25 protein-coding genes and 1 riboswitch are annotated in these 26,961 nt (G+C 63.2%); of the genes, 15 read left to right on the forward strand and 10 right to left on the reverse strand.

From position 1 onward, the window contains the following. Positions 1–44: 44 nt before the first annotated feature. Positions 45–893, forward strand: coding sequence for an isocitrate lyase/PEP mutase family protein (locus QRN04_RS04565; RefSeq protein WP_284974972.1), 849 nt, complete (start codon positions 45–47; stop codon positions 891–893). Between the two features lie 95 nt (positions 894–988). Here the strand turns inward: QRN04_RS04565 and QRN04_RS04570 are convergent, their stop codons facing one another. Further along, positions 989–1,564: an NAD(P)H-dependent oxidoreductase gene (locus QRN04_RS04570; protein WP_284974973.1), complete on the reverse strand. Its 576-nt coding sequence runs from the start codon at positions 1,562–1,564 to the stop codon at positions 989–991. Between the two features lie 122 nt (positions 1,565–1,686). Between QRN04_RS04570 and QRN04_RS04575 the strand changes: the two genes are divergently transcribed. The 9 genes from QRN04_RS04575 to QRN04_RS04615 all read left to right on the forward strand — a co-directional run bounded on the left by QRN04_RS04575 (position 1,687) and on the right by QRN04_RS04615 (position 12,061). Then, positions 1,687–2,292 carry a TetR/AcrR family transcriptional regulator gene (locus QRN04_RS04575; protein WP_284974974.1) on the forward strand — a complete coding sequence of 202 codons (606 nt, stop codon included), beginning with the start codon at positions 1,687–1,689 and terminating at the stop codon, positions 2,290–2,292. Between the two features lie 249 nt (positions 2,293–2,541). Beyond that, positions 2,542–3,525 (forward strand): ABC transporter permease, encoded by a 984-nt coding sequence (locus tag QRN04_RS04580; protein WP_284974975.1) that lies wholly within the window; start codon positions 2,542–2,544, stop codon positions 3,523–3,525. After that, entirely contained in the window at positions 3,525–4,499 is a 975-nt protein-coding gene (locus QRN04_RS04585) for an ABC transporter permease (protein WP_284974976.1), read from the forward strand. The genes QRN04_RS04580 and QRN04_RS04585 overlap by 1 nt, the downstream gene beginning before the upstream one ends. After that, positions 4,496–6,691, forward strand: coding sequence for a dipeptide ABC transporter ATP-binding protein (locus tag QRN04_RS04590; RefSeq protein ID WP_284974977.1), 2,196 nt, complete (start codon positions 4,496–4,498; stop codon positions 6,689–6,691). The genes QRN04_RS04585 and QRN04_RS04590 overlap by 4 nt, the downstream gene beginning before the upstream one ends. Before the next feature lie 75 nt (positions 6,692–6,766). Next, complete coding sequence (locus QRN04_RS04595; protein ID WP_284974978.1) at positions 6,767–8,494, forward strand: ABC transporter family substrate-binding protein; 1,728 nt, start codon at positions 6,767–6,769, stop codon at positions 8,492–8,494. A gap of 143 nt (positions 8,495–8,637) precedes the next feature. Then, complete coding sequence (locus tag QRN04_RS04600; RefSeq protein WP_284974979.1) at positions 8,638–9,684, forward strand: Gfo/Idh/MocA family protein; 1,047 nt, start codon at positions 8,638–8,640, stop codon at positions 9,682–9,684. A gap of 148 nt (positions 9,685–9,832) precedes the next feature. Next, a complete protein-coding gene (locus tag QRN04_RS04605) occupies positions 9,833–10,555 on the forward strand; it encodes a hypothetical protein (protein ID WP_284974980.1) in 723 nt (240 codons plus the stop codon). Between the two features lie 133 nt (positions 10,556–10,688). After that, a complete protein-coding gene (locus QRN04_RS04610; RefSeq protein WP_284974981.1) occupies positions 10,689–11,237 on the forward strand; it encodes an RNA polymerase sigma factor in 549 nt (182 codons plus the stop codon). Continuing rightward, on the forward strand, positions 11,234–12,061 hold the full coding sequence (locus QRN04_RS04615) for a hypothetical protein (RefSeq protein ID WP_284974982.1): 828 nt from the start codon (positions 11,234–11,236) through the stop codon (positions 12,059–12,061). Before QRN04_RS04610 ends, QRN04_RS04615 begins: the two co-directional genes overlap by 4 nt. A gap of 77 nt (positions 12,062–12,138) precedes the next feature. Here the strand turns inward: QRN04_RS04615 and ald are convergent, their stop codons facing one another. Further along, the gene (gene ald, locus QRN04_RS04620; protein ID WP_284974983.1) at positions 12,139–13,257 is read right to left on the reverse strand and encodes an alanine dehydrogenase; all 1,119 of its coding nucleotides are present in this window, start codon (positions 13,255–13,257) and stop codon (positions 12,139–12,141) included. 209 nt (positions 13,258–13,466) lie between these two features. Here ald and QRN04_RS04625 point away from each other — a divergent pair, with 209 nt between their 5' ends. Further along, positions 13,467–14,681: a PucR family transcriptional regulator gene (locus QRN04_RS04625; protein WP_284974984.1), complete on the forward strand. Its 1,215-nt coding sequence runs from the start codon at positions 13,467–13,469 to the stop codon at positions 14,679–14,681. Positions 14,682–14,825: 144 nt separating this feature from the next. On the opposite strand, the gene QRN04_RS04630 is transcribed toward QRN04_RS04625, so the two are convergent. Next, the gene (locus QRN04_RS04630; protein WP_284974985.1) at positions 14,826–15,977 is read right to left on the reverse strand and encodes a hypothetical protein; all 1,152 of its coding nucleotides are present in this window, start codon (positions 15,975–15,977) and stop codon (positions 14,826–14,828) included. A 2-nt stretch (positions 15,978–15,979) separates the two neighbouring features. Further along, a riboswitch (cyclic di-AMP (ydaO/yuaA leader) is annotated at positions 15,980–16,129 on the reverse strand. A 195-nt stretch (positions 16,130–16,324) separates the two neighbouring features. Between QRN04_RS04630 and QRN04_RS04635 the strand changes: the two genes are divergently transcribed. Then, positions 16,325–17,389, forward strand: a complete 1,065-nt coding sequence (locus QRN04_RS04635) for an ATP-dependent DNA ligase (protein ID WP_284974986.1) — start codon at positions 16,325–16,327, stop codon at positions 17,387–17,389. 20 nt (positions 17,390–17,409) lie between these two features. On the opposite strand, the gene QRN04_RS04640 is transcribed toward QRN04_RS04635, so the two are convergent. From QRN04_RS04640 to ptsP, 4 genes are all read right to left on the reverse strand, one after another. Then, positions 17,410–17,670 (reverse strand): DUF6480 family protein, encoded by a 261-nt coding sequence (locus tag QRN04_RS04640; protein ID WP_284974987.1) that lies wholly within the window; start codon positions 17,668–17,670, stop codon positions 17,410–17,412. Positions 17,671–17,792: 122 nt separating this feature from the next. Beyond that, positions 17,793–18,623, reverse strand: a complete 831-nt coding sequence (locus QRN04_RS04645) for an alpha/beta fold hydrolase (RefSeq protein ID WP_284974988.1) — start codon at positions 18,621–18,623, stop codon at positions 17,793–17,795. Beyond that, positions 18,620–19,048, reverse strand: a complete 429-nt coding sequence (locus tag QRN04_RS04650) for a helix-turn-helix domain-containing protein (protein WP_284974989.1) — start codon at positions 19,046–19,048, stop codon at positions 18,620–18,622. Before QRN04_RS04650 ends, QRN04_RS04645 begins: the two co-directional genes overlap by 4 nt. Before the next feature lie 127 nt (positions 19,049–19,175). Next, positions 19,176–20,876, reverse strand: a complete 1,701-nt coding sequence (gene ptsP / locus QRN04_RS04655; protein WP_284974990.1) for a phosphoenolpyruvate--protein phosphotransferase — start codon at positions 20,874–20,876, stop codon at positions 19,176–19,178. 128 nt (positions 20,877–21,004) lie between these two features. On the opposite strand from ptsP, the gene QRN04_RS04660 reads away from it, so the two are divergent. The 3 genes from QRN04_RS04660 to QRN04_RS04670 all read left to right on the forward strand — a co-directional run bounded on the left by QRN04_RS04660 (position 21,005) and on the right by QRN04_RS04670 (position 24,942). Next, complete coding sequence (locus QRN04_RS04660; RefSeq protein WP_284974991.1) at positions 21,005–21,727, forward strand: TetR/AcrR family transcriptional regulator; 723 nt, start codon at positions 21,005–21,007, stop codon at positions 21,725–21,727. Between the two features lie 66 nt (positions 21,728–21,793). After that, positions 21,794–23,794, forward strand: coding sequence for a PTS mannitol transporter subunit IICBA (locus QRN04_RS04665; protein ID WP_284974992.1), 2,001 nt, complete (start codon positions 21,794–21,796; stop codon positions 23,792–23,794). After that, positions 23,794–24,942 carry a mannitol-1-phosphate 5-dehydrogenase gene (locus QRN04_RS04670; RefSeq protein WP_284974993.1) on the forward strand — a complete coding sequence of 383 codons (1,149 nt, stop codon included), beginning with the start codon at positions 23,794–23,796 and terminating at the stop codon, positions 24,940–24,942. The genes QRN04_RS04665 and QRN04_RS04670 overlap by 1 nt, the downstream gene beginning before the upstream one ends. 88 nt (positions 24,943–25,030) lie before the next feature. Here the strand turns inward: QRN04_RS04670 and QRN04_RS04675 are convergent, their stop codons facing one another. The 3 genes from QRN04_RS04675 to QRN04_RS04685 are packed head-to-tail and all read right to left on the reverse strand — an operon-like array spanning position 25,031 to position 26,960. After that, on the reverse strand, positions 25,031–25,792 hold the full coding sequence (locus tag QRN04_RS04675) for an ABC transporter permease (protein ID WP_284974994.1): 762 nt from the start codon (positions 25,790–25,792) through the stop codon (positions 25,031–25,033). Beyond that, positions 25,789–26,598, reverse strand: a complete 810-nt coding sequence (locus tag QRN04_RS04680; RefSeq protein WP_284974995.1) for an ABC transporter ATP-binding protein — start codon at positions 26,596–26,598, stop codon at positions 25,789–25,791. The genes QRN04_RS04675 and QRN04_RS04680 overlap by 4 nt, the downstream gene beginning before the upstream one ends. Beyond that, positions 26,595–26,960, reverse strand: a complete 366-nt coding sequence (locus QRN04_RS04685) for a DUF1048 domain-containing protein (protein WP_284974996.1) — start codon at positions 26,958–26,960, stop codon at positions 26,595–26,597. The genes QRN04_RS04680 and QRN04_RS04685 overlap by 4 nt, the downstream gene beginning before the upstream one ends. Between the last annotated feature and the right edge of the window lies 1 nt (position 26,961).

The following is a 26,961-nucleotide window of genomic DNA, read 5'->3' on the forward strand; positions in this document are numbered from 1 at the left end:
GGCAAGAGCTTTACGGCACGATGCCTAACGGCTGGAATGTAGCTATGACAACGCACTCGGGATCCGTGACCAAGGCCGAACAGTTCCGCAAGCTCCACGATCCTGGTCCTCAACCCCTGGTGCTTGTGAATGTTTGGGACGCGGCTTCTGCCCGCGTCGTGCAAGAGGCGGGCGCGTCGGCCATTGCTACATCCAGCTCCGCGGTGTCGTGGAGCTTGGGATACCGGGATGGTGATCACGTGCCGTGGGGATTGGCCATGGCGGCCCTGGGCCGCATCGCACATGCGACCCGGCTGCCCGTCACTGCCGATATCGAAACCGGTTATGGCCGCACCGACGATGAACTTCGAGCCACCATTCACGCCGTGCTGGACGCTGGGGCCGTGGGAATCAATATAGAGGACTCAGCGGAGGACCCCCTCACGGATGTCAGCGAGCAATCACGGCGAATCGCAGTGATCCGTGCAACCGCTGACGAACGCGGGGTCCCGCTTTTCGTGAATGCACGGACGGACACCTATCTGTCAGGACGCTTCCCGGATGCGGCCTACGAGGAGACGTTACGGCGGGCCGAGTCGTACCTCACTGCCGGCGCGGACGGCATCTTTGTGCCCGGAGTGGTGGATTTGCACGTCCTGCACCAGATCTCCAGCCGCATCGCGGCACCCCTGAATGCATTGGCTGGTGTCGGCTCGCCGTCGCCAGCGGAATTGCACGACGCCGGTGTTCGGCGGGTGAGTATCGGAGGCAATACTGCCAAGGCCGCCTACGCCAAAGTAGCCAAGGTGGCCAGCGAAATCCTGGCTGACGGCAATTGGGCGGGCCTGGCGGGCACCCGAAGCCATGCGGAGATGGATGGCCTGTTTCAGCAAGGACCCAAATACGGCCTTTAAGGGATGCAGCCGGACGAAGCCGGCTTAAAATCGAAGCCCCCGCCCGAGCCTGTGTAAACGGCAGGCTCGGGACGGGGGCGTCGACAGGAGCCGGGTTACGCGGCTACTTCTTCTTCTTCTTCATCCTGAACTGCGGTCAGCGGCTCAAAGATGCCCTTGATCTGCTCGACAACCTCAGCGTCGTCCTTCGGGTGCAGTTCAGCGAAACGGATCATGGAACCCGGGATGGCCAGCTTGACGTCCTCAAGCACCTTGGCGCCGGCGATCCCGACTGCCTTGCGGGCCTCGTCCTGGGCCCAGACTCCCCCGAACTGGCCAAATGCGGTACCGACGACGGCGGTCGGCTTGCCGGCGAGGGCCCCGGCACCGTACGGGCGCGACAGCCAGTCGATGGCGTTCTTGAGGGAGGCAGGCATGGTGCCGTTGTGCTCGGGCGTGACCAGGAGGAGAGTGTCGGCGTCGGCGGCTGCGGCGCGAAGAGCGGCAGCCGCGGCTGGGACTTGGCCCTCCACGTCGATGTCTTCGTTGTAGAAGGGGATGTTACCCAACGAGTCGTGGATCTGGACTTCAACGTTCTCGGGGGCGTTGAGCTGGATGGCTTCGGCGAGCTTCCTGTTGTGCGACTCAGCGCGGAGGCTGCCGACGAGGGCGAGGATGGTGTGCTTTGACATGATGTCTCCTTTTGTTGGTCTGACAGGAATGCTGTAGGCCTACGGTTCGGGGGCTTTGGTGCCTTCACTGAGTATAAACGGACCATGGTCCGCTTAATATTCCCGGGGGCTAGAATGAGTTTGTGAGCTCGATTCCATTCCAGCCGGAGGCATCCCCGGGTGCGCCACAGGAGCGTAGCGACGCTGCCCGGAACCGTGAGCGGCTTCTTTGTGCCGCCCGCGAGTTGGTAGCGGAATTCGGAGCCGAGGCTTTGACCATGGACGCCCTCGCATGCAAGGCCAAGGTGGGCAAAGGGACTGTTTTCCGTCGTTTCGGCAGCCGGGCGGGACTGATGATGACGTTGCTCAGCGACTCGGAGGCAGACTTCCAGCGCGGCTTCATGTTTGGGCCGCCGCCACTGGGCCCGGGCGCTACGCCTGCGGAGAGGCTCATCGCCTTCGGGGAGGGGCGCGTCTACTTCGTCCTGGAGAACGGGGAACTGTTACGCGCTGCAGGAACCTCTGCCCACCACCGCTTTGAAGTCCCCGCGACAGTTCTTGCGCACAGGCATGTGGAGCTACTGCTGCGGGAGGCCGGCGCGCCAGACCCGTGGGTCATGGCGATGTCGCTGATGTCTGCGTTGGATCCGGAACGGATTATCAATGCCGTGCGGACCCACGGAATCTCGCCGACTCGCATCACTGATTCCTGGCGCGAACTCGTGACGCGCCTCCTGAAGCCGCGGTAGCCCGGAGCTGCCCTGCATAACAATCTGGCCGCAGGCGCGGTTCAAGCCGCCGTGAAGCAAAACGTGAAGCAGTTATTGTGGTAGTTTCCTCTTGAATGTGACCCATGCCATATCAAGGCTGGTGGTCGCTGAAGAGGTGCGGGGGACACCCACATACCCGTGTGCCCCTGCAACTGAAGCCGGCCACAGCCGGGTACCGCGGAAGGACGAGCTTTTGAATTTTGCCCTGATTCGAGGCAGCCGACCGACATGCTGAAGTACTTGATGAAGCGATCAGGAATCTACCTGGTCATGATCTTCCTAACCACCAGCGCCGGGTACTTCCTGGCGGTGTCCTCACTGAAGCCGGCAGTCCTCGAACAGGAGAAAATTCCGCGGCCAACCCCTGAGCAGGTAGCGGCATCGTTCCGGGGGCTCGGCTTGGATCCGGCCAAGAACGCGTGGGAACGCTACGTGGATTGGCTCGGAAACATCGTGACCCACTGGGACTGGGGCCGTAGCCCGAATGGCGCATCAGTTAATGCTGAATTCGGAGACCGCGTCCTGGTCTCTACCCGGCTGTTCATTGCGTCGATCATCCTGACCCTGATCATCGGCGTGGCCCTGGGCGTGTACTCCGCGGCACGGCAATACAAGTTCCAAGACCGGGTCATCACCTCCTATAGCTATCTGGTGCACATCCTGCCCGCCCCGATCGCCTACTTCCTGGTCCAGTTGGGCGCCATCAGCGTCAATGAGGCAGTCGGCCAGCGGATTTTCTTCGTGACAGGAATTTCGACGCCGGGAATCGACCCCGGGTGGCCTGCTTTCGTTGACCTCGTGGCCCACTACGCCGTGCCCACCTTCGCGATGACGATTTTCGGTTGGGCCGGCTACCAGATCGCCCAGCGCCAGTATCTTTTGGACAACGTCAACGCAGACTTCGTCCGAACGGCGCGAGCGAAGGGCCTGACCCGCAACCAGGCCATCCGTCGTCATGCGCTGCGAGTGTCTTTTATCCCGGTGGCGCAGAGCATCGCGTTCACCATCCCCGCGATCTTTACCGGTGGCTTCTTCGCTGAGGCGATCTTCGCATGGCCGGGCATTGGTCTTTGGAGCATCCAGTCCATCGGGTTGCAGGACGTCAATGTCGCTACCGCAACCCTGGCCTACGGCTCGGTGATCTTTGCCATCGGTGCAATCCTGGCGGACTTCGCCACAACGCTGGTCGATCCACGAGTGAGGGTCCAGTAATGACGAACATCATTGATCCGATTGCAGAGATCGACGAATCCCGCGTCTCCGATGGCCAGGACGTGGTCATCGCCAAGTCCCGCATTATCTTCCGGCGGTTCATGCGTAACCGAACCGCCGTCGCCGGATTGTTCGTTTTCCTTGCTTTGTTCCTCTTTTCATTGGTGGGCGGGTTCCTGACTCCGTGGAACAAGGACACGATCGATCCCTACAACATCGGCATGGGTCCTTCCCCGGACCACTTCCTCGGTACCTCCCAGGCCGGAATCGACCTCTTGGCGCTGATAGTGGAAGGCACCAGGATCTCCATCTTCATCGGCTTGATCGTGGGCGGCGTGTCCGTCCTGGTCTCCGCGGTGTACGGCTGCACCATGGCGTTCTTCGGCGGGAAAGTGGACGCGATCATGCTGTTCATTCTCGAAGCGCTCATCATGATGCCAGCCATCTTGGTGGTCGCAGTTGCAACCAGCGGCAGCGGGGGGCTGAAGAACCTCCCCAGTTGGCTGTTGCTGATTGTTGTGCTGCTCTTTTTCAGCTGGATGGGCACTGCCCGTTTGGTGCGCTCCCTGTCTATGTCCCTCATGCAACGTGACTACGTCAAGGCAGCCAAATACATGGGTGTTCCATCCCGGCGCATCGTCTGGCGGCACCTGGTTCCCAACATCGGCTCCCTCCTGGTCCTGGACTTCACCCGGGGCATCACCGGTGCGGTCCTTGCCGAAGTGGCGTTTTCCTTCATCGGTATTGGCATCAAACTTCCTGACGTCAGCCTCGGCGTCCTCATCGGCCAGGCCACCGGGCAAGTGTCCTCGTTTCCGTGGATGTTCTGGGTTCCGCTGACGGTCATGTTCCTGCTGACCGGCTCGCTTGCCATGATGAACGACGGCCTCCGTGACGCGTTCGACCCCAGCTCCAGTTCCATCGGCCGGGCCAAGCGGACCGCAGTACGAACAGTAAAGAAGACCACCAAATGAGCACCAATATCTCCCAAACACCTTCAGAGCGGCTCCGTGAGGTGGGACTTTACGCTCCCGGCGATGCCGTCCTCAGCGTCCGCGACCTCAACGTGCGCTTCAACACGGAAAACGGTGTGGTCCACGCAGTCCGTGGAGTCGATTTCGACCTCCTCCCCGGTAAAACCCTGGGCATCGTGGGCGAATCCGGTTCCGGGAAGTCCGTGACGTCCATGGCCATCATGGGGCTGCTTCCGGAGACGGCGGACATCACTGGATCGGTCCGGTACAGGGGAAAGGAACTCCTGGGCCTCAGCGATAAGGCCATGTGCAAACACCGGGGCAGCGACATCGCCATGGTGTTCCAGGACCCGCTGTCCTCCTTGACCCCGGTCTACACGGTGGGCAACCAGATCGTCGAAGCCCTCACGGTTCACAACCCCATCATGAGCAAACAGGCCAAAGAAGCCCGCGCCGTCGAACTTTTGCGCATGGTGGGCATCCCGAGCCCCAAGGACCGGCTGAAGGCCTTCCCCCACGAGTTTTCCGGCGGCATGCGACAGCGCGTGATGATCGCCATCGCGATCGCCAACGATCCGCGGATACTCATCGCAGATGAACCCACGACGGCGCTGGACGTCACCATTCAGGCTCAGGTGCTGGAAGTCCTGCACACCGCACAGGAGGAGACCGGCGCCGCCGTCGTCATGATCACGCATGACCTGGGCGTCGTCGCGGGCATGGCCGATGACATCATGGTCATGTATGCCGGTAAGCCTGTGGAAACCGGCACTGTGGAGGACATCTACTACAACCCTCGGATGCCATATACCTTGGGCCTGCTCGGAGCGGTTCCCCGAGTAGATACCGCCAACAAACAGTCGTTGGTTCCCATCGAAGGCGCACCGCCCAACTTGGCGCTTCCGGTGACCGGCTGCTCCTTCGCGGGGCGCTGCCCGCTCGTCAGCGACGCTTGCTTGGGCGGCGAGCCGGAGCTCTTGTCCGTGCGTGTCCTCGCAAACAGGCCCAACACAAACGGCACCGATGCGAAGACCGCCGCCAGCCATAGGGCCGCCTGCATCAAAGCTGAGGAACTGGGCGGCGAAACGGACGCTCACCACATTTTCAGGGCGCCCGCCAAGCCAGTATCAAAGTTCGACGGCGTGGACCGCGGCGAGCGCGAAAAAGTCCTGGAACTCAAAGACGTGAAGAAGCACTTCCCGCTGCTCAAGGGTGCCCTGATCAAGCGGCGGATCGGCACGGTAAAAGCCGTGGACGGGCTGAGCTTCGATATCCGCGAAGGGGAGTGCCTCTCGATCGTTGGCGAGTCCGGTTGCGGCAAAACCACCACCCTGCTGGAGATCATGGAGTTCCACCCGGACCAGCAAGGGGAGGTGGTCATCAGCGGTGTCAGCAACAAGGTGGCCACGGACTCCAAGACCAAGATGGCCATGCGCAAGGAAATGCAGATGGTCTTCCAGGACCCCACCGGCGCCCTGGACCCTCGCTTCACCGTGTACGAAGTCCTTGCCGAACCTTTGGAAAACCTTGGCATGCCCAAGGCTGCCATCAAGAAACGGATCATGGAGCTAATGCGCCTGGTTGGCCTGCAGCCGGACCACGTTAACCGCTTCCCCAACCAGTTCTCGGGCGGACAGCGCCAACGAATCGGGATCGCCCGCGCCCTCGCCGTCAACCCCAAGCTCGTTGTGTTGGATGAACCTGTGTCCGCCCTGGACGTTTCGGTGCAGGCCGGCGTCATCAACCTGCTGGACCAACTCCGCGCCGAACTGGGCCTGAGCTACCTGATGGTTGCCCACGATCTGTCTGTAGTGCGGCATATTTCTGACCGGGTGGCAGTGATGTATTTGGGCAAAATCGTGGAGACCGGTGACGTGGACGAGGTCTTCGACAACCCGCGGCACCCTTACACCCGGGCATTGTTGTCGGCCATCCCGGTACCGGACCCGAACCTTGAACGCACCCGTGAACGGATCATCCTCCAGGGCGACCTCCCCAGCCCCCTGGACGCCCCGCGAGGTTGTAACTTTGCGACTCGTTGTCCGGTGTTTGCTGCGCTTCCCGCCGCGAAACAGGAGAAGTGCCTTACTCTGGAGCCGCCACTGGCTTCAGAAGAGGCATACGGACAAGAATTCGCCTGCTTCTTCCCGGATGGAGAGATAGATGCCGACATGCTGGTGGTGCATGCCTGACGACAAATGACGCAGAGATGACACCCTGAACTCAACTCGCAAAGATTTCCAGTCGTAAAAAATGAAGGGCAAACCATGAAGAAGTACACGACGATCGGCGGCGTGGCGCTCGCAGCTGCGCTGACGCTGACCGCCTGCGGTGGGGGAACGCCGTCGGGGCCGGCCTCCCAACAGGCCCAACAGGCAGGCGGTGACATCAACAAACTGATCAGCATCAACGCCAAGGACCCCAAGGACTTGGAACAGGGCGGCACGGTGACGCTTCCTGTCAGCAGCATCGGTCCGGATTTCAACATCAATTCCAATGTGGGAAACAGTGCTGACACCTCCGCCTTGTTGACCCCGGTCAACATGGCTTCGATCAGCAGCGGTGGCATTGGTGGCTGCTGGAAGCTTGACTTCGACGGCAAGGCCGTGCCGAACAAGGACTTCTGCGAGGACATCAAGAGTGAGGTCAAGGACGGCAAGCAGACCATCACCATCAAGGTCAACGACAAAGCGACCTGGAATGACGGCACGCCGATTGATGCCAAGACCTTCATCAACACCTGGAAGATGCTCCGCGGAGACGACAAGTCCATTGACATCGTCACCGCCGGAAACTACCCCTTCGTGGACTCGGTAAAGGCAGGCGCCAATGACAAGGAAGTCATTGTCACCACCACCCAGCCGGTCTACCCACTGACTTCATTGTTCTTCGGCCTGATCCACCCGGCCATCAACACCGCCGAAATCTTCAACAAGGGCTTTGCGGGCAACATGCACCCCGAGTGGATGGCTGGTCCGTTCAAAGTAGAGAACTATGACACGACTGCCAAGACGGTCACCATGGTTCCGAATGAGAAGTGGTGGGGCCAGAAGCCTGTCCTGGACAAGGTCATCTGGCGCCAGATGGAACCCAGCGCCAGCATCGCCGCCTTCAAAAACGGCGAAATCGACGCTGTGGACGGACGCACCTTGGGCCGTTACAAACAGCTGGAAGGCACCAAGAACACCGACATCCGCCGCGGGCAGCGCTTGTTCGCCGGTGGCCTGAACCTTAATGCCAAGCGCCCTGCATTGTCGGACGTGGCCGTGCGTAAGGCGATCTTCACCGCCGTCGACCGCAAGGCCATCCGCGACGTACGCTTCAACGGCCTGAACTGGTCCGAACAGAGCTCCGGCTCCATGATGCTGATGCCGTTCTCGCCGTATTACCAGGACAACTACCCTGTCAAGGACACCGGGGCTGACGCAGCCAAGAAGGTCCTGACGGACGCAGGCTACGCACCGAACGACAAGGGCGTCATGGCCAAGAACGGCGTGCCGGTCTCCTTCAAGATCACCAACTTCGGTGATGATCCCACCATCGGAGCAACGTCGCAGACCCTCCAAAAGCAGCTCCAGGCTGCCGGTATGGACGTTGGAATCGATCAGCGCGGCGACGCCGATTTTGGCAAAGTCCTGGGTACCCGCGACTTTGACCTCACTATCTCCGGCTACACCGTGGGTGCCGACGCAACGGATGCGGTGAAGCAGTATTACGATTCCAGCACCAACGAAAATGGCCTCGGCGATCCCCAGCTTGATGCGCAGATCAAGAGCGTCGCCGGGATGGCCGATGACGCCCAGCGCAACAAGGCCGCCATGGACATCGAGAAGGCGCACATGGCGAAGTACTACTCCATGGGTACCGTCCTGAACGGCCCCGAGATCCAGTTCGTGCACACGGGCTTGGCCAACTATGGCCCGTCGCTGTTCAAGAGCCTCTCGGACGTACCTGACTGGACAACCCTGGGTTGGGAAAAGGGCGCCAAGAAGTAGCTCTTAACTGACCGACCCGGCTTTCTGGAGGCCGGGAACTCCGCGCTCCGCTCACGGTGGTGCAGGGTTCCCGGCCTTTGCCGTGTCGTAGCCGCCCGGTGGCGCGGGCCCCATGGTGGAGTGTCCTGAACTAGCCTTGGCACATGACTTCCAGGCCTATCCGCACAGCGATCGCAGGTTTCGGGTTATCGGGCAGCGTTTTCCACGCGCCCTACATTGCCGGCAACCCTTCCTATGAGCTCACGGCCATCGCAACGTCGGACCCCGAAAGGCAGGCCCACGCCGCCAAACGGTACCCGAACGCCAAGATCGTGGACGCCCCACAGGACCTCGTGGCGCTCGCGGACGAACTGGACCTGATCGTCCTTGGCACACCGCCCGCAACCCATCATCGGCTGGCGAAGGCGGCGCTGGAAGCCGGCCTGGGCGTTGTCGTCGATAAGCCGTTCGTGGTCCACAGCGCCGACGGTGAGGAACTCATCCGACTCGCCGCCAGCCTGGGGCGCGTCCTCACCGTCTATCAAAACCGCCGTTGGGACGGCGACGCCCTCACGGTGCAGAAACTGCTCGACGCCGGCACCCTGGGTGAAGTGACCAGGTTCGAGGCGGGCATGGAGCGGTGGGCGCCGGAGATCGCCAAGGCGTGGAAGGCCAGTGCCACAGCCGAGGACGGTGGGGGAGTGCTGTTCGATCTCGGTACGCACGTGCTGGATCTCGCGCTCCGATTCTTCGGGCCTGCAACCGTTACCTACGCGGAAATCGCGGCACGCCGCCCGCAGGAAAATGCTGATGACGACGTCTTCCTGACCCTCCGGCACGAGTCCGGCGTCATCAGCCACGTCACCATCAACCTCAACAGCCACCTGCACGGACCGCGCTTCCGGGTGCTCGGTAGCCGCGGTGCGTTCGTGAAATTCGGCAGCGACCCGCAGGAGCCGTTTGTCCGCAAGGGCGGGTTGCCGAGTCACCCGGCCTACGGCGTCGAACCTCCCGAAAACCATGGCACGCTCGAGGTGGATGGGCAGCAGCGGACCATACCCACGGAGCGCGGCGCCTATCCGGAGTTTTACCGGTTACTCGCCGAGAAGCTCAACGACGGCGGCATCACCTCGGCGCGTCCGGTACCCGTGGATCCGGCCGACTCGGTTGCGGTGCTCCGGCTCATTGAGCAGGCCCGGAGGCTGGCGTGAGATCAGGACGAAAAAGAATTTTCGACACCGCGTAACCTCATGGCACCCAAGAACGATGTAAGGGGTGTGCGGGCCACGTCCGCACCTGATCATCCGGTAGCGGATCCATCGCTGCCGGGGCAATCCACACCGTATGTCGGAGGGTTTCATGTCCTTGTTCACTGTTATCGCCACCAGCAAAGTCGCCGCGGGCGTCCTGGCCGTCGGAGCCGTAGCTGCCGGTGGAACCGGCGTCGCCGCTTTCAACGGTGCTCTTCCCACTGAGATCCAGCAGGGCGCGCACAACCTCGTCGGCGCTCCCGCACCGGTTGCTGCCAAGTCCGCCGTAGACGCCAAGACCGCAGAAGCAGCCGACGCCGGGGCTGACGCCAAGACCCGCGTGGCAGGCGCCGTCGAAAGTGCCGAAGCACGCGCAACCGCTGCCGCCGATGCCGCGAAGGGCAAGGCGACTGACGCGACTAACACCGCCGCAGGCGTCCAGGCCAAGGCGACTGACGTCGTCAAAGATGCCACGTCCCCCGAGTCATTCGGTCTTTGCACCGCGTTCCTGAACGGCGGCCTGAAGGCCGACACCAAGGTCCCTGGCTACCAGTCCTTGGTTGTTGCCGCGGGCGGCGACACCAAGGTTGACGCACACTGCAAGGCCGTCGTTACTGCAGGCAAGGCAGCTGGCCTGAAGGCCGACGCCAGCGTGCAGGGTGACGCCGCTACCGGTACTACAGTGAAGTCCGCTGTACCTGCCGTGCCGGCAACCCCGGCCGTTCCGGCTGTACCCGCCGTCCCAGCGACCCCCGCTGTTCCGGCCGTACCCACCCAGGTGCCTTCCGCTGTACCGACCGTTCCGGGCGCAGCCCTGGATTCTGTCCGCTAAGCAAGTAGCGGTTACGGTTTAACGGCAGGGCTCCTTGGCTAGGACAGGGAGCCCTGCTACGTGACAGACCGCAGCGACGGTGCCGGGCATAGGCCGCGGCGAAGCTTCGCTGTGCGGACGGAGGCAGCCTAGGGTGCTTGACCCTTTAGTTGATGAATATGTGCAGGCGGACCACCATGATCCCGCCCTGCTGTTCACTGCTGCCTACAATGAGTTCGCCGGGCCCGTCTGCGGTTACCTCCGGGCGCGCGGAGTGGACGATCCCGAAGCGGTCACCCAAGATGTTTTCCTCGCGCTGTATCCAAGGCTCGACACCCTGCAAGGCGGGCTGCAAGGGGCAAAAACCCTGCTGTTTTCGATCGCGCATGCCCGGATGGTGGATCACTACCGTCGTCGGGAGCGCAGGCCCGAACCTGCGCCATACGAGGTCGAGACGGACACCCGGAGGGCCCCGTCCGCCGAAGACCAAGCCTTCGGCGCTGGCTCCTTGGGGGTTACCGAGCTATTGCACGGCGTTGCCGACGACTACCGCGAGGTCCTTGCACTGCGGGTGGTCGCAGACCTCTCGGTGGAAGAAACTGCGGCGATCATGGGTAAGTCCCAAGGCGCCGTGAAACAACTGCAACGCAGGGCACTGGGCGCGTTGAAGAAGCGCGCACTACTAAGGAACGGCTCAGAATGAGTGAAGAAACCGCACGGCGCAGGATGAACGACGAGCAGGCCATCGACCGCCTCCTCGCCGATGCCGACGCGTGCTCGGACGACTTCGGCGGCATCCGGTCCGAATTACTTGAACTGCGCTCTTGGGCAAGCACGCCGCCGTCGCCCTCGGCTGCCGTCCGCGCGTTGATGGTCAGTGGCCCTGCAGCGGTCACCGGCAAACTTACGACGGCGGACGGTCCTGCCGCATTGTCGGAGGTGCCGACGTCGGTGCTCGCCACGGTGGCAGCCCCGGCTTCCTGCGCCAACGAGGACGAACTCGCGGCCCGGCGTCGTCGTAAGCGCCGAACCGCGCTGGCAGGCTTCGCTGTGGTGGCAACCCTGGCCGGTGGAGCAACGGCGGCAGCGGCCTCGGAGGGCGGCATCCCTGCCGTAGTCCAACATGTTGGCGAAGCGATCGGCTCCATGGTCACCCAGTTGGTCCCGGCATCCGGCAAGGCTCCCCGGCAGGGCGAGCCTGCTGTCAGTACCCCGGATCCGCTTCCCGTCAACGAAGCGACGCATCCGGCGGCCCCGGCCCGAGGGACAGCGCCGGCTAACCCCGGCCCGTCCGGCGCCGCGCACCCAGACCCACGTTCCACGCCCGGAGAAGGCGCTTCACGCCCGAGCCCCAAGGCTTCACCCCGCGTTGATCCTGGCAATCTCAGCATTCCCAGCCCACCGGTGACGGCACCCGTCACCCCGCCAGGTGTTGAGCTTCCCCCTGTGGAACGACCCGACATCCCTGTGCCGGCCAGCCCGGCCGTGCCCGGTGTCCTTGGCGTCCCCACGCTCCCGGCGAGATAACACCGCGAGATAACACGTAAGGGCAATGTTCCTGGGGAACATTGCCCTTACGTGTCAATCCGGGGAGTTGAAGGTCCTTATGCAGAGACCAGGCTGTGCCAATCGGTGACGAGGGGCAGGTTGTGTGCCTCGGAGACGGAGTGGTGGGCCACGTGGCCTCCGGCGATGTTGAGGCCGGCAGCGAGGGCAGGATCGCGATCGAACGCAGCCCGGACGCCCAGGTTGGCCAGAGCCACCGCGTAGCGCAGGGTGACGTTGGTCAGTGCGTAGGTGGAGGTGTTCGGGACGGCGCCGGGCATGTTGCCAACGCAGTAGAAGATCGAGTTGTGGACCTTGTACGTGGGTTCCTGGTGCGTGGTGGGGTGTGAATCCTCGAAGCAGCCGCCCTGGTCAACTGCGATGTCCACCAGTACCGAACCGGGCTTCATCCGGGCTACGAGCTGGTTGGTGACGAGCTTGGGGGCCTTGGCGCCCGGGATCAGGACTGAACCGATGACGAGGTCTGCGTCGACTACTGACTTCTCGATCTCGTAGGCGTTGGAGGCAACGGTCTTCAGGCGGCCCTGGTAAAGGGCATCCAGTTCGCGCAGCCGGTTGATGTTGATGTCCATGATGGTGACGTCAGCACCGAGGCCCAGGGCCATGGCGGCGGCGTTGGTTCCGGCCACGCCTGCGCCCAGGACCACGACCTTTGCCGGGCGGACGCCCGGTACGCCGCCCAAGAGGACGCCCTTACCGCCGGCCGGGGCCATCAGCGAGGAAGCGCCGACAACCACGGAAAGCCGGCCTGCGACCTCGGACATGGGAGCGAGCAGCGGAAGCGCCCGGCCGTCTTGGACGGTTTCGTAGGCGATCGCGGTGACGCCGGAGTTGATGAGCTCGGCGGTGAGTTCCGGTTCCGCGGCGAGGTGCAGGTAGGTGAAGAGGATCAAGCCCTTGCGGAAGCGGTGGTACTCGGCCGCGATGGGTTCCTTGACCTTCATGACCAAGTCAGCGCGGGCCCAGACGTCATCAGCTTCGTTGACGATCTCGGCGCCGGCGATCGAGTATTCCTCGTCCGTGATCCCCGAGCCGAGGCCTGCGCCGCGCTCCACCAGAACCGTGTGTCCGTGGGTGCGGAACTCGTGAACACCTGAGGCCGTGATGGCTACGCGGAATTCGTTGTTCTTGATTTCTTTGGGGACGCCGATGATCATGTGGGGGCTCCATTGTTCGCGGCCTTTTTCGGCCGAATCCTTGCTGCGGGCTGTGATTCCAGAATAAATCCGGCTGTGAGGCAGGCGACATCGTTGCCTGAAAGCGGTAACGGGAAAACCCCGGAAAATCAGGGTTTTCTGTGTACGACGTTCGACATTTGTCGATTGCTGGGCCGTCAGGTGTCGTCTGGTGTTGGTACGCTTTCGGGATGCAGCAGGACGTGGAGCAGATCGTTGAACAGATAGCGGCCAAACTGGGTCGGGGACTGTCCTTGGAAGACCTCGACGGGCTGCTTCTTGCGTACAGCTCCAACCAATCCCACGCCGATCGCGTCCGCGTGAACTTCCTCCTCAGTAAACGGGTTCCCTCCGACGTCAGCGTGTGGCAGCTATCGCACGGAATCTCGACGGCGGTCCGCCCCGTCGTCGTCCCCGCCAACGAGGAACTGGGCATGTTGGGCCGCGTCTGCGTCCCCCTGCTTGTGCGAGGCTTCCGGGTTGGCTACCTTTGGGTGCAACAAGACGCCGAGGAACAAAGTGCGACGGCGATACTCGCCCAGTTGCCGGGCGTACGTGACGAACTGGACCTGTTGGCCGGTTTGCTCCTCGATTCAAACACCGCAGAGTCCGAATTCCGGCGACGCCGGGAACAGGAGTTCATGGCGGCCTGCAGCGGGGAATCAAACGCGGTCGCAGCCGTTGCGGGGTGGAAGGAAATCCAAGGCCGGGGTCCGTGGCAGCTGGTGACCATCCTCGATGCGGACGGTGCGAGGTCCGACGTCGACCCCCTCGCCGCGACCCTGACGCACCGTTCGGCAGCGCTGCAGTCCACTATCGGGGTCAACCCGGCCCTCTTCAGTGCCGGCACAGAGACCCACTCCGTGGTTTTGTTCCGCGAATCCGGCGGCAGGGCCGATCACGCCCAGGTCTTGGTGCACTACCAGCTGGAGCTTGCCAAGCGCGCCGGACGAACCGTGGACCGTGTCATTTTGGGGATCAGCGAGCCGTTCAATGTGATCCGGCAACTTGGCGCTGCGTACCGGCAGTCAAAAGTGGCTGCGCAAGCTGCCGCTGTGGATCCGCCGTTGGGCGAGCTCGTGGACGTCAGGGCCGTAGGCGTTTACCAACTTTTCGACCGACTTCAGGCGCCGGGCGGCTGGGATGACACAGGCAGTGTGCATTTCCGCGCTTTGGAGGATCACGACCGCAACGGTGAACTCCTACCGGTGCTGGAACTCCTTTACGACAACGACAGTTCGGTCCAAGATGTCGCCACCAAGCTTCACCTTCACAGAAGCAGCATCTACAACAGGCTCGGCCGCATTCGGCAACTCATTGGCGCGGATCCCTTGAATGGTGCGGTCCGGCTTGAGTTGCACGCGGCATTGAAGGCACGGCGTTGGGCCGGAAGACCGCGGATCTAATCTTGCGGCCCTGCGCTTATCAGGAGCGCTGGAGCCGTTGGCAACTCCAGCGGCCAAGCCGGCCCCGAACCGGGGCGGTGCGGCTCGCGCGGCAGTACCGGCCATGCCAGCCAGTGTGTCCGAAAGCCGTAGGCAGTCGAGGGCTCATCGGAGCGCCTTCTTGACTGTGCCGAGAAGGGATCCGAGCGCCGACTGCCCCGAGGATTGCGGTGCAGGGCTCGGGGCCTGGGTGGCGGTGGGCTGAGGTGTGGGTGTTGCAGTAGGCCGCGGCGTTGAGGTGGCAGTAGGCGTCGAGGTGGGCGGCGTCGTCGGAACGTTGTCCGAAGCCGCGCCGCTCGCAACTGGCTGGGCGGGAACTGGCTGGGCAGGAACTGGCTGGGCGGGAACAGGCGCGGGTGCGGCTGGCGTGCCCGGCGCTGCTGGTTGGGCTGCCGAAGGAACCCACACCGGCGGCGCAAGGGAAACTGTGGGAGTGCCGGAGGCCGCGGGCGACGACGACGCCCCAGTATCCGGCGCGCCCGAAACAGTGGCGGCTTGGCTGACGTCTGATGACTCCGCAGTAGGCGTTGCACCCGCCGAGGCAGCGACAGCGGATGCGGCGCTGGAACCGCCGGGCACGCCGGAGATCGAGGCCGTGGTTTGTGCGATCGTGGCACCGGCGCCGCCGCCACTGGCGTCCGTGACCTTGCTTTCGCTGCCAAAGAACGGAAGATCGAGAGCGTGGCCCACCGTGCCCACAGTCAAGGCCAGGCCCAATGCCCCTGCCACCATGGCCATGCGTTGGCTCATGTGGCGGACTGACGCGGCCTTGTGTAGTACCGCGTATGGTTCGCGACTGTATTGGCGCGGCCGGTGGTGCGGAAACGAAGAGACCTCGGCAGCTTGGAGCGGGATGGCTGCCGTGACTGCTGCGGCGACTGGTTCCGCGGTCGCTTCAGTAGGGGCGGGCTGAACGGCTGGAATCTGAACTGTGGCCAGATCGTCGCCGGCCAGATCTGCTCCGGCCGGTGCTTCTCCAGCCAGGGCCTCGGGGACGGTCGCGGTTTGCTCGAACGCGGTTTGCACGGGCTGGGGCCCAGCGGCGGCGGGTCGTTCGGCGTGGCTGGCGTCGTCGTCGACGCCCACGCCGGAAGCGTGCTCGCGTTGCCGCTCGGCGGCACGCCGTGCCGCACGGGTCATCGGTAGTGCCGGGTCCGCAAGTGCGGGACTGTCAGTAGACGCCCGACGGCGGCCTGTTGGTTTGGCGCGCTCGCTCTCACGCAGGGCGCGTCGCGGCTGATCCATGGTTGGGGACATGGTTGTTGCCTCTCGACGCCTTCGAGGTTAGCTGTCGGGTTCGGACGAGGCCGTCCGGCCGCGGTTGGCGGCTACACCCCAAGGGCTTGTCGGGGAACAAGCCCGGAACACTGGGTCCCCCGTCTCTGCCGTGGGTCTAGCGGAATCCCGGATTGCGGCAGAGCTCGGCGTCAGCCCGGAAACGGCCCAGCGGAGTTCCGGGTCGCCCTATGAAGTTACCCTAGCCGGAAAACAAAGTCACATTAATGTAACGGCTGCGCGGCCGTCACGGCTCCCGCCCGCAACACGGCCGGATATCCATCGCCCAACACTAGCTTCACTGGGCCAGGGCAGGTAGACATTGACCTATGGACCTGCCCGTGATGCCGCCCGTCTCGCCCATGCTCGCCAAGTCAGTCCCTGACATCCCGGATGTTGGGCACTACGAGCCCAAGTGGGATGGCTTCCGGACCATCGTCTTCAAGGATGGGGACGAGATAGTCCTCGGCAGCCGGAATGAGAAGCCCATGACCCGGTATTTCCCGGAGCTTGTGGCGGCGCTGCAGGGGAACCTTCCGGACAAGTGCGTCATCGACGGCGAGATTGTCCTGATCCAAGGCAACAGGCTTGAATTCGAGGTTCTCCAGCAACGCATCCATCCTGCCGATAGCAGGGTCCGGATGCTGGCGGAGAAGACCCCGGCGTCGTTGGTCGCCTTCGACATCCTTGCCCTAGGTGATGACGACCTGACGGGCCGGCCTTTTTCGGAACGCCGAGCAATCCTGGAGCAAGCACTCTCCACGGCCGAACCCCCTGTGTACATCACCCCCGCAGTGACCGACTTGGAGAGGGCCAAGGAGTGGTTCGTCCAACTGGAAGGCGCAGGGCTCGACGGCGTGCTGTCCAAACCACTGGACGGCACATATCAACCCAACAAGCGCGTCATGTTCAAGACCAAGCACGTGCGAACCGCGGACTGCGTGGTGGCGGGCTTCCGTTGGCACAAGACGGCAAAGGTCGTCGGGTCCATGCTGCTGGGCCTTTACGACGACGACGGGCGGCTTCACCACGTGGGGGTGGTGGCATCGTTCCCCATGGCCAAACGGGAGAGCCTGGTGGCCGAGTTGGAACCGTACCAAGTGGACCTCGGCGACCATCCGTGGGGTGAGTGGGCCACGCAAGATGAAGCGGCGGGTGGTTCCAGGATGCCCGGGGCCCAGAGCAGGTGGAGCGGCGGCAAGGACTTCTCTTTCGTCCCGCTTCGCCCTGACCTGGTGATCGAAGTGGCGTACGACTATATGGAGGGCGATCGTTTCCGGCACACCACCCAGTTCCGGCGGTGGCGGACGGACCGGACACCCGACAGTTGCACCTACTCGCAGCTGGAGGAACCGGCCGACTACGATCTCGGCAAGATCCTGAAGCTCACGTAGCCCGGGCACGCTGGCGTGCGTTACTCGTCGTGTCCTTGATCCATGCTCATGCTGTCCTCGGCGGGCGGGGTTTCACCCGGCGGGACGCCCCCTCCCGGTTCCAACCCGGTGATGTTGCCGTTGAGGGGGTCGGGGTTTGCCGAGGCTGCGGGATCATCGTCACGATCCCGGCGCATGTCCGGGTCTTCATGGATGCTGTCCGCTGGGGCCGTGGTGTCCACGGGTCCCTTGGCACCGGTTACGCCGAAGCCTTGTGTTTCTTCCTTCGAGTCCTTGGTCACGAGCAACCCTTTCGTAAGCAAACTTACTATTGCGCTGACATGGCAAGCTTAGCCGGGCAACACGGACCCAACAAGGGCAGGCGGGGTGACCGGCCGGCGTCGTACGCTTCCGGGGCCGCCGCTCAGCGGTGGCGGGCCGTGGCGGAGACGAAGCTGCGAATGGCATCGGCCACTGCCTTGGGGCGCATATGCTGGGCCACATGTCCGACGCCGGGAATCTCCACCAGGCGTCCTTGGGGGACAGTCCTGGAGAGTTGCAAGCACCACTCCGGACCGGCCACGTGGTCGCGGCTTCCGCGGAGGATCAGCACCGGCACCGTGATCCCGGCCAACCGTGCATGGGTTGGATACTGCATCATGACGGGCAGCTCGGTGAGGTACCAGCGGGGTCCGCAACGCAGGTAATCACTGATGACCAACCAGTTGGACGACGGGCTCTCGCGCAGCAGGCCATCGAGGCCGAGCGCGACGGACTGGCGCCACAGGTTCTTGTGTTTGGCGTCGACCACCGGGCCCATCAAGACCACCCGATCGGCTCGCTCCGGTGCATGCAAGGCAGCCTCGATCGCGAACTGCACCCCCATTGAATGGCCCACCAAGACGTAGGACTCGATTCCGCAGGACGCCAAGGCCTCGGCAATGAACGCCCCGTAATCTTCCACCTGAAGTCGCCGTCCCGGCTTCGGTGTGCCTGCGAAGCCTGGCAGGTCCAAGGAATAGGTGGGGGAACCCGCGCCAAGGACCGCATGGAGCCGGGCGAGGTACCTGTGCGATACCCCGATGCCGTGGATCAGGATGTAGGCCGGCTCGCTGCTCGCGCTGCCGTGGCTTGATGCGGGCGTTGGTGCTGTCGCTGTTGCGGGTGCTGCAGTTGGGGCAGGGGTTCCGTCGGCCCAGTAGATCCGGCCGGTCAGGCCCAAGGCTTCGACGTCGGCGGAGAGGAGTGCTGTCATGCGTGCTTGGGTCCCGTTTCCTTGGTCCCGGTTTCCGCGGGGGTGGCGGCCTCGGCCTCGGAGCGTTTCTGCTTTTCCAGCCACTCGATGATCGCAGCTTGCCGGATACGACGATGCGTTCCCCTGTATTCCACCGGGATTTCGCCACGATCCGTCATGTTGCGCAGGTAGGTGTGCGAGATGCCGGCCAGTTCCGCAGCTTGGGACGTGGTGAGCATTTCCTCCACGCTGCTGACCGTCACCGTTTCACCCCGGCCAAGCCGTGCCAAGAGGTCCACGACGGCGTCCCTTGCCTGGCCGGGCAGGCGGTGGACAGTACCGTCCACGAACACCGTGACGTCGTTGCTGTCCTGGAGGGAACGCGCGAGATTCCTGGCGTCGTCGGCGGGAAGGCCTGCCGTGACGCGGGGAGCTATCAATGCCATGGCAGAAGCCTAGCGTGTGGCGTCCAACGGGTGCGGACGTGCCCAATTCGATGGCCCGCTGCGGGCAGTGCCGTTCGCACGGCATGCTCCGCAGCGAAGCATCGAAACGGGCAGGGCGGCCGGACTGTTAAAGCCCGAGCTCGTCCAGCACGGGGAGCTTTGCGCGCACCCAATCGCGGGCTTCGATGGCGCTGGGGGCCGAGAGCGCCAAGCGGGCGAGCTCTTGGGCCTGTTCCAGCGTGACCGTCTTCAACACCGTCCCCACCGCTGCTAGCGAGCGCGCCGTCATGGACAGCGTGGTGACACCCAGCCCGGTAAGCACGACGGCGAGTGCCGGGTCCGCTGCCGCCTCGCCACAGACTCCTACCGGTTTGTTGTCGCCTTCCCGGCCGGATCCTTCGAGCGTCGAACCTTCCACGGTGAGCTGCACCAGGCGGAGAACTGCCGGCTGCCAGGGCGTGTTGAGCTCGGCGAGGGGCCCGAGTTGGCGGTCGGCGGCCATGGCGTACTGGGTGAGGTCGTTGGTGCCCAGGGAGGCGAACTCTACTTCGCGCAAAACCGCGGCGGACGTGAGGGCGGCAGAGGGAACTTCCACCATGACGCCCGGGGTCTGGATTCCGGCGGCAGCGCACAATGAAGCAAAGCGTCCTGCTTCGGCGGCGGTGGAGATCATCGGGGCCATGACCCACACATCTGCCTCGGACTCGGAGGCAGCCCGGGCGATCGCCTCAAGTTGGCGCTCCAAGACGCCCGGGGTGGTGAAGTCGGTGCGGTAGCCACGAACGCCGAGGGCAGGGTTGGGTTCGCTGGCGTCCGTGAGGAATGGCAGCGGCTTGTCGGCCCCGGCATCCAAGGTGCGGAGGACAACTTTCTTGCCCGGGAAGGCGTCAAACACGGCCTTGTACGCCGCTGCTTGTTCATCGACGGATGGCTCGGTGTCCCGCTCCAGGAAGCAGAATTCGGTGCGGAACAGTCCCACACCCTGCGCCCCGAGGCCTGCTGCTGCCACGGCATCCTTGGCTCCGCCCACGTTGGCGAGGAGCGGCACCAAGTGGCCGTCCGCCGTCGTGCCGTTGCCGTCAAATTCCGCCAGGGTGGCGGAGGTTTCCGCCCAGGCTGTGGCCGCAGCCCGATGCTCACCCGAAGGCGACTCTGCGACAAATCCAGCCGCGCCGTCCACGTACACCTCTGTGCCGTCGGCGATGGCGTCGACACCCTGGGCTGCGACTACCGCGGGCAACCCCAGCGAGCGGGCAATGATTGCCGTGTGCGACTGGGGTCCGCCACCGGATGTCACCAGTGCCAGGACCACTGCGGGATCCAGCGTCGCGGTGTCTGCCGGTGCCAGATCTTCAGCGACCAGGATGAAAGGTGTGTCAGAGGAGGGGATGCCGGGTGCAGGGACGCCACGGAGTTCGGCCACGATTCGGGCGCGGACATCCAGCACATCGGTAGCGCGCTCGGCCATGTAGCCGCCCAGGTTGTGCAGCATTTCGGAGACCGAGGCGCCGGCCTCCCAGATGGCCCGCTCTGCCGACGAACCGGCATTGATCAGCTTCGCGGCAGATTTCAGGAGCATGGTGTCCTTGGCCATCAGGGCCGTGGCTTCCAGCACCGCTTTGCCGTCCCCCGAGGCGGAGTCCGCGCGCCGCTTGAGTTCGTCATGCACGGACTGCGCGGCGGCCTTCAGGCCTGCGACGGCGTCTTCCGGGCTGGTGTTCGCGGCCAGGCGCTCGCCCGACGCCGGTTCGCTCACCGGCTTTGGCATCTGGCGGACGGAACCAATGATGCGGCCAGGGCTGACCCCGACGCCTTGGAAATTCTGCACTGAATCCTCTGTTCCTGCTTGTTGGTTCAACCCGCCGACGACGGCATCGGGAGCCTACGGGATTAGCTTACAAAATACTCTTGTGAGCCACTTCATATAGCAACGCTATAGGTGTTAGGGTAGCGGTTATGAGTTTCGATGACCAGCTTCCGCCGAAAATTCGGTTGCTTCGTGCAGCTGCCGAATTGCTGGCGAATTCGGAGGGGTCAGCGGTCTCAACGCGCCAGATCACCAAGCTCGCCGGAGTCACGGCCCCTACGCTCTACCACCACTTTGGCGACAAAGAAGGTCTTTTTGACGCCGTCGTTTCCGCCGGTTTCGAAGAATACGTGGCGGGGGAACGGGATTTTGCGCCGTCCGGGGAGCCCCTGGAGGACGTCCGGCGGATGTGGGATAACCACGTCCAGTTCGGGCTCACCCAGCCCCATCTGTATCTGGTGATGTTCGGCAATATCCGGCCGGAAAGCCGCCCGGCAATCGTGGCCGATGCTGAGGCGCTCCTGGAGGAGATGCTGAACAAGGCGGCCATCGCAGGCCAGATCAATGTGCCGCCCCGCGAAGCGGCACGCAGCATTTTGGCGGCCAACGTGGGTGTCACGCTCATGTTGATCGCCGAACCGGTAGAGGACCGGAATCTCGAGCTCTCAACGATGACCCGGGATTCCATGATCTTTGCCGTCTCCACGGACACCGCCCGTGGCGCCGCAACGGACGACTCAGGCAAGTCATCGGTAGTTGTTGCGGCAATCGCACTGAATGCGGCATTGCAGGCCTCGCATTCGGACCAGCTTTCCAGTTCTGAATTAAAGCTCTTCCTTGAATGGCTCCACCGTATTTCCAGCAGCTCCTAAGGCTGTTATCTCTCGATCTATATCGACTGACCCCGCGCCGCAGCGGGACACACGTTAGGAATTCACATGGCAACAGAGACCGTTGCGAAGCCCCGCACCAGCGTGCGCGTTGGCGTCCAAAAGTTCGGAACATTCCTTTCCGGCATGATCATGCCCAACATCGGCGCGTTCATTGCCTGGGGCCTTATCACGGCCCTGTTCATCGAAAAGGGGTGGATACCCGTAGCTGCCCTGGGTGGCTTCGGTACTAACGCCGATGGTGCCCCTAACGTGGGCCTCGTCGGGCCCATGGTGACGTACCTCCTCCCGCTGCTGATTGCTTACACGGGCGGCCGGATGGTCTACGACGTCCGCGGCGGCGTGGTGGGTGCCATCGCGACGATGGGCGTCATCGCGGGAACCAGCTCCCCGATGTTTATCGGTGCCATGATCATGGGGCCGCTGGGTGGCTGGACCATCAAGCAGCTCGACCGCTTGTGGGACGGCAAGATCCGTCCCGGCTTTGAGATGCTGGTGAATAACTTCTCCGCTGGAATCTGGGGCGCCGCGCTGGCCCTCGGCGGCTTCTATGGTCTGTCAGCTGTTGTGAAGTTGTTCACCACCGTAGCTGGAAACGTGGTCCAGTTCCTCGTGGATAACGGCTTGCTGCCGCTGACATCCATTTTCATTGAGCCCGCCAAAGTACTCTTCCTCAACAACGCCATCAACCACGGCGTCCTGACGCCGCTGGGCATCCAACAGTCCCTGGATCACGGCAAGTCCATCCTGTTCCTGCTCGAAGCCAACCCCGGCCCGGGCCTTGGCATCTTGCTGGCGTACATGTTCTTCGGCCGTGGTGCTGCCAAGGCGTCGGCTCCCGGCGCGGCGCTCATCCACTTCCTCGGTGGGATCCACGAGATCTACTTCCCGTACGTGTTGATGAAGCCGATACTGATCCTGGCCGCCATTGGCGGCGGCATGACCGGTATCGCTACCTTGGCCATCACCAACTCAGGCCTCGTGGCACCGGCTGCACCAGGTTCCATCATCGCCGTCCTCGCCCAGACCTCGCGTGACAGTTATGTCGGCGTCATCCTGGCGGTCATCCTCGCCGCCACGGTTTCCTTCCTGATCGCGTCGGTGATCCTGCGCACCTCCAAGGACAAGGGCGACGACGACCTGACGGCAGCCACGTCCCGCATGGAAGCCATGAAGGGCAAGAAGAGCTCGGTTTCCTCGGCACTGGTTGGTGAGCGGGCCGGGGGCCGTGATGGCAACGTCCTCACCCGCCCCATCCAGAACATCGTGTTCGCTTGCGATGCCGGCATGGGTTCGAGCGCCATGGGCGCATCGGTCCTGCGCAACAAGATCAAGGCCGCCGGCTTCCCGGAGGTCAAGGTGACCAATTCCGCGATTGCCAACTTGAGCGATACTTACGACGTCGTGGTTACTCACCAGGACCTGACCGAACGGGCCCAGCCGAGGACTTCCAGTGCCATGCACTTCTCGGTGGACAACTTCATGAACAGCCCCAGGTACGACGAGATTGTGGATCTGGTGCGCACCAGCAATTCCGAGGACGCAGGAGCCACGGCTCCCGCCGAACCCGCCAATCAGGGAGCGCATGCCGCGGAACCGGCTGCCGGCGTCGAAGGCAAGGACATCCTGCTCAGGGACAGCGTGGTGCTTCTCGGGTCCGCCCGGGACCGAGACGCGGCCATCGACGAAGTCGGCCGACTCCTCCTTGACCGTGGTGCCGTGGACATGAGCTACGTCCACGCCATGCACGAACGCGAGGAATCCGTATCCACCTACATGGGTAGCTTCCTTGCCATCCCGCACGGCACCAACGATGCCAAAGAGCACATCAAGCACTCGGCCGTTTCCATCATCCGTTACCCCGAGGGTATCGATTGGGGAGGCAAGCAGGTGAAGTTCGTCGTCGGCGTCGCCGGTATCAACAACGAACACCTCCACATCCTGTCCTCCATTGCCAAGATCTTCACCAACAAAGCCCAGGTGGCGCAGTTGGAGGAAGCCACAACGGTGGATGAAGTCCTGGAACTGTTCGGAAAGGTCAACGCATAGTGAAGGCAGTCCATTTTGGGGCAGGAAACATCGGCCGCGGCTTCGTGGGGCTGCTGCTTCACGAGGCCGGCTATGAGGTGGTTTTCGCTGACGTCGCTGATGCGCTGATCGGCCAGTTGGCCTCGGCTGAAAGTTATGACGTCCACGAGGTCGGCGAAAATCCTGCCGTCAAAACCGTGGAAGGGTTCCGTGCCCTGAACTCGGCAACGCAGGAGGCTGCGGTCGTGGAGGAAATCTCGACGGCGGATGTGGTCACCACTGCGGTGGGCCCGCACATCCTGAAGTTCGTGGCTCCAGTCATCGCCCGCGGCTTGGCTGCCCGTTCCACATCGTTGCCTCCCCTGCAGGTGATGGCGTGCGAGAACGCGATCAACGCCACGGATCTTCTTCGCACCGAGGTCAGGGCTGCGTGGGATGATTCGGCAGGCGACCTGGGCGGTGTGGCCGTGTTCGCCAACACCGCCGTGGACCGAATCGTTCCCAACCAAGCTCCGGGCCAAGGCCTGGACGTCACGGTGGAGACGTTTTACGAGTGGGTCATCGATCGCACGCCCTTCGGGGACAATGCACCGGTGATTCCGGGAGCGACGTTCGTGGACGAGCTCGGCCCGTACATCGAACGCAAGCTCTTCACGGTCAACACCGGCCATGCGTCCGCGGCTTACTTCGGCTACCAGGCGGGCCTGGAGAAAATTTCGGACGCCATGGCCGATGCCTCCGTGGCCGCCAAAGTTCGGGCGGTACTGGAAGAAACCAAGGAGCTCCTGGTTGCCAAGCACAGTTTCGCCGAGGCGGAGCAGGAAGCGTATGTTCAGAAGATCCTGTCCCGCTTCAGCAACCCTTACCTGCCGGATACCGTGATCCGGGTAGGCCGGGCACCCCTGCGGAAGCTGGGACGCCACGAGCGCTTCGTCGGGCCTGCGGCGGAGTTGGCCGAACGTGGCGTCACTCCTGTGGCGTTGCTCGCGGCAATGTCTGCGGCGCTGCGCTTTGATGATGCCTCTGATGTCGAAGCGGTGGAGCTGGGCAAGTTACTTTCCGAGCTGGAGCCGGGTGCCGCCGTCGAACGCTTGACGGAACTGAAGCCGGAGCACCCGCTGTTCCCGGCGGTGAAGAAGCTCATAGAGGACCGCCAAGCCGAAGTGTAGGCGTCCGGTACTTGTGTTTCGTGAAGCTCCCCGGCGGGGAAGCGAGTGCGCTCGCTGGCCTCCGTCGGGGAGTTTTTTCAGCTCAGCCTTAGGCCATTTTGCGGCGGTACGCGGCATTGGCGAACGCGTATGCGATGACGAGGATTCCCAGACACCAAGCGAGGGCGATCCAGAGATCGCTTCCCACCGGACGCTGGGCAAACAGGTCCTGGATGGAGTTCACGATCGAGGTAACGGGTTGGTTCTCTGCGAACCAGCGGACCGGTCCTGGCATGGTCTCGGTAGGCACGAAAGCAGAGCTGACGAATGGCAGGAAGATCAGGGGATAGGAGAAGGCGCTGGCCCCTTCGATGGTGCTGGCGCCGAGTCCCGCGATCACGGCGACCCAGGTCAGGGCGAGCGTAAACAAGATCAGGATGCCTCCCACAGAGAGCCACGCCAAGGGACCGGCCGAGGTGCGGAAGCCCATCAGTAGGCCCACCAGCACGATGATCACCACCGAGAGGAGGTTGGCGATCACGGAAGTGAGCACATGGGCCCACAGGACCGAGGAGCGGGAGATGGGCATGGAATGGAACCGCTCGAAGATACCGCTTTTCAAATCCATGAAGAGCCTGAAGGCGGTGTAGGCGATGCCGGAAGCGATCGCGATGAGGATGATGCCGGGCAACAGGTAGTTCACGTAGTTGTCCGTGCCTGCTTTGATGGCTCCGCCGAGTACGTATACGAACAGCAGCATGATCGCGATCGGGGTGATCGCAGTGGTGATGATGGTGTCCACGCTGCGGAAAATATGCCGCAACGAGCGCCCCAGCAACACTGAGGTGTCGGAGAAGAAGTGGGTGCTCATGACATGTCCTCCACAGATTCCCGGCTTCCCGCTGACGCCCTATCGCCCACCGACGCCCTGTTGCCGACGAGCGCCAGGAAGATGTCCTCTAGGCTCGGCTGCTTCTCGACGTATTCGATTTTGGCTGGCGGTAACAGGCCTTTCAGTTCGGCCAGGGTGCCGTTCGCGATGATGCGCCCCGAGTGCAGGATGGCGATCCTGTCCGCGAGTTGCTCCGCTTCGTCGAGATACTGGGTGGTGAGCAGGACCGTGGTCCCTTGGTTGGCCAGCTTCTTCACGATTTGCCAGACCTCGAGGCGGGCTTCGGGGTCCAAGCCGGTGGTGGGCTCGTCGAGGAAGATCACCTTCGGGTCGCCGATGAGGCTCATGGCGATGTCCAACCGCCGTCGCATCCCGCCCGAGTACGTGGCGACCCGGCGGGAGCCCGCATCCACCAAGTCGAACTGTGACAGCAGGTCCTCGGCAACGTGGCCGGGGTTCCCTACGTGCCGCAGCCTAGCCACGAGAACCAGGTTCTCCTTGCCGGTCAGGATTTCATCCACAGCCGCGAATTGCCCCGTCAGGCTGATGGACTCCCGTACATGCCTGGCGTCGCCCACGACGTCGAAACCCTCGACGGCGGCTGAACCGGCATCCGCTTTCAGCAGCGTGGACAAGATCTTCACGATCGTCGTCTTGCCGGCGCCGTTGGAGCCGAGGAGGGCGAAGATAGTGCCGGAGGCCACCTCGAAGTCGACGCCGCGGAGCACATGGAGATCTTTGTACGATTTCTCCAAACCGCGCACGTGGATAGCCGTTGCGGTCATGACTCAGCCTCTTTCGCCTTGTCGACTGCTTCAGTGAGACGGGCCTTCTCCTTATCGATCCAGCGTTTCCCGCCGTAGGCCTGAGCGAAGCTCTCGGCAAACTCGACGGAATCTTCGCCCACGATCTCGCTGACGGGCGTGCCGTCGATGGCGGCGCGTTCCCAGAGGTCCGCGAGATCCGAGAACATCTGCACCATAGTGTCGCCCTCGGTGACACCGGCGTAGTACATGAGGTAGCGGTTGAACGCCGTGGCCACGGAAAGGTAAGGCTGCGGGAGGGCTTCCATCCGGGCCTTGGCTTGCTTGTACTGCTTTTTCTGTTCGAGCGAGCCGGTCACCAACTCGATCCACTTTGCCGCCATG

The organism is Arthrobacter sp. efr-133-TYG-104, from assembly GCF_030208915.1.
In the GTDB taxonomy this organism is placed as follows: Bacteria; Actinomycetota; Actinomycetes; order Actinomycetales; family Micrococcaceae; genus Arthrobacter.

Excerpts from the sequence above, each read along its gene's own strand:
- QRN04_RS04565 (WP_284974972.1), top strand. The coding sequence starts at position 45 with ATGACAACGCACTCGGGATCCGTGACCAAGGCCGAACAGTTCCGCAAG.
- QRN04_RS04570 (WP_284974973.1), bottom strand. The coding sequence starts at position 1,564 with ATGTCAAAGCACACCATCCTCGCCCTCGTCGGCAGCCTCCGCGCTGAG.
- QRN04_RS04580 (WP_284974975.1), top strand. The coding sequence starts at position 2,542 with ATGCTGAAGTACTTGATGAAGCGATCAGGAATCTACCTGGTCATGATC.
- QRN04_RS04585 (WP_284974976.1), top strand. The coding sequence starts at position 3,525 with ATGACGAACATCATTGATCCGATTGCAGAGATCGACGAATCCCGCGTC.
- QRN04_RS04590 (WP_284974977.1), top strand. The coding sequence starts at position 4,496 with ATGAGCACCAATATCTCCCAAACACCTTCAGAGCGGCTCCGTGAGGTG.
- QRN04_RS04595 (WP_284974978.1), top strand. The coding sequence starts at position 6,767 with ATGAAGAAGTACACGACGATCGGCGGCGTGGCGCTCGCAGCTGCGCTG.
- QRN04_RS04600 (WP_284974979.1), top strand. The coding sequence starts at position 8,638 with ATGACTTCCAGGCCTATCCGCACAGCGATCGCAGGTTTCGGGTTATCG.
- QRN04_RS04605 (WP_284974980.1), top strand. The coding sequence starts at position 9,833 with ATGTCCTTGTTCACTGTTATCGCCACCAGCAAAGTCGCCGCGGGCGTC.
- QRN04_RS04615 (WP_284974982.1), top strand. The coding sequence starts at position 11,234 with ATGAGTGAAGAAACCGCACGGCGCAGGATGAACGACGAGCAGGCCATC.
- ald (WP_284974983.1), bottom strand. The coding sequence starts at position 13,257 with ATGATCATCGGCGTCCCCAAAGAAATCAAGAACAACGAATTCCGCGTA.
- QRN04_RS04625 (WP_284974984.1), top strand. The coding sequence starts at position 13,467 with ATGCAGCAGGACGTGGAGCAGATCGTTGAACAGATAGCGGCCAAACTG.
- QRN04_RS04630 (WP_284974985.1), bottom strand. The coding sequence starts at position 15,977 with ATGTCCCCAACCATGGATCAGCCGCGACGCGCCCTGCGTGAGAGCGAG.
- QRN04_RS04635 (WP_284974986.1), top strand. The coding sequence starts at position 16,325 with ATGGACCTGCCCGTGATGCCGCCCGTCTCGCCCATGCTCGCCAAGTCA.
- QRN04_RS04645 (WP_284974988.1), bottom strand. The coding sequence starts at position 18,623 with ATGACAGCACTCCTCTCCGCCGACGTCGAAGCCTTGGGCCTGACCGGC.
- QRN04_RS04650 (WP_284974989.1), bottom strand. The coding sequence starts at position 19,048 with ATGGCATTGATAGCTCCCCGCGTCACGGCAGGCCTTCCCGCCGACGAC.
- QRN04_RS04660 (WP_284974991.1), top strand. The coding sequence starts at position 21,005 with ATGAGTTTCGATGACCAGCTTCCGCCGAAAATTCGGTTGCTTCGTGCA.
- QRN04_RS04665 (WP_284974992.1), top strand. The coding sequence starts at position 21,794 with ATGGCAACAGAGACCGTTGCGAAGCCCCGCACCAGCGTGCGCGTTGGC.
- QRN04_RS04675 (WP_284974994.1), bottom strand. The coding sequence starts at position 25,792 with ATGAGCACCCACTTCTTCTCCGACACCTCAGTGTTGCTGGGGCGCTCG.
- QRN04_RS04680 (WP_284974995.1), bottom strand. The coding sequence starts at position 26,598 with ATGACCGCAACGGCTATCCACGTGCGCGGTTTGGAGAAATCGTACAAA.
- QRN04_RS04685 (WP_284974996.1), bottom strand. The coding sequence starts at position 26,960 with ATGGCGGCAAAGTGGATCGAGTTGGTGACCGGCTCGCTCGAACAGAAA.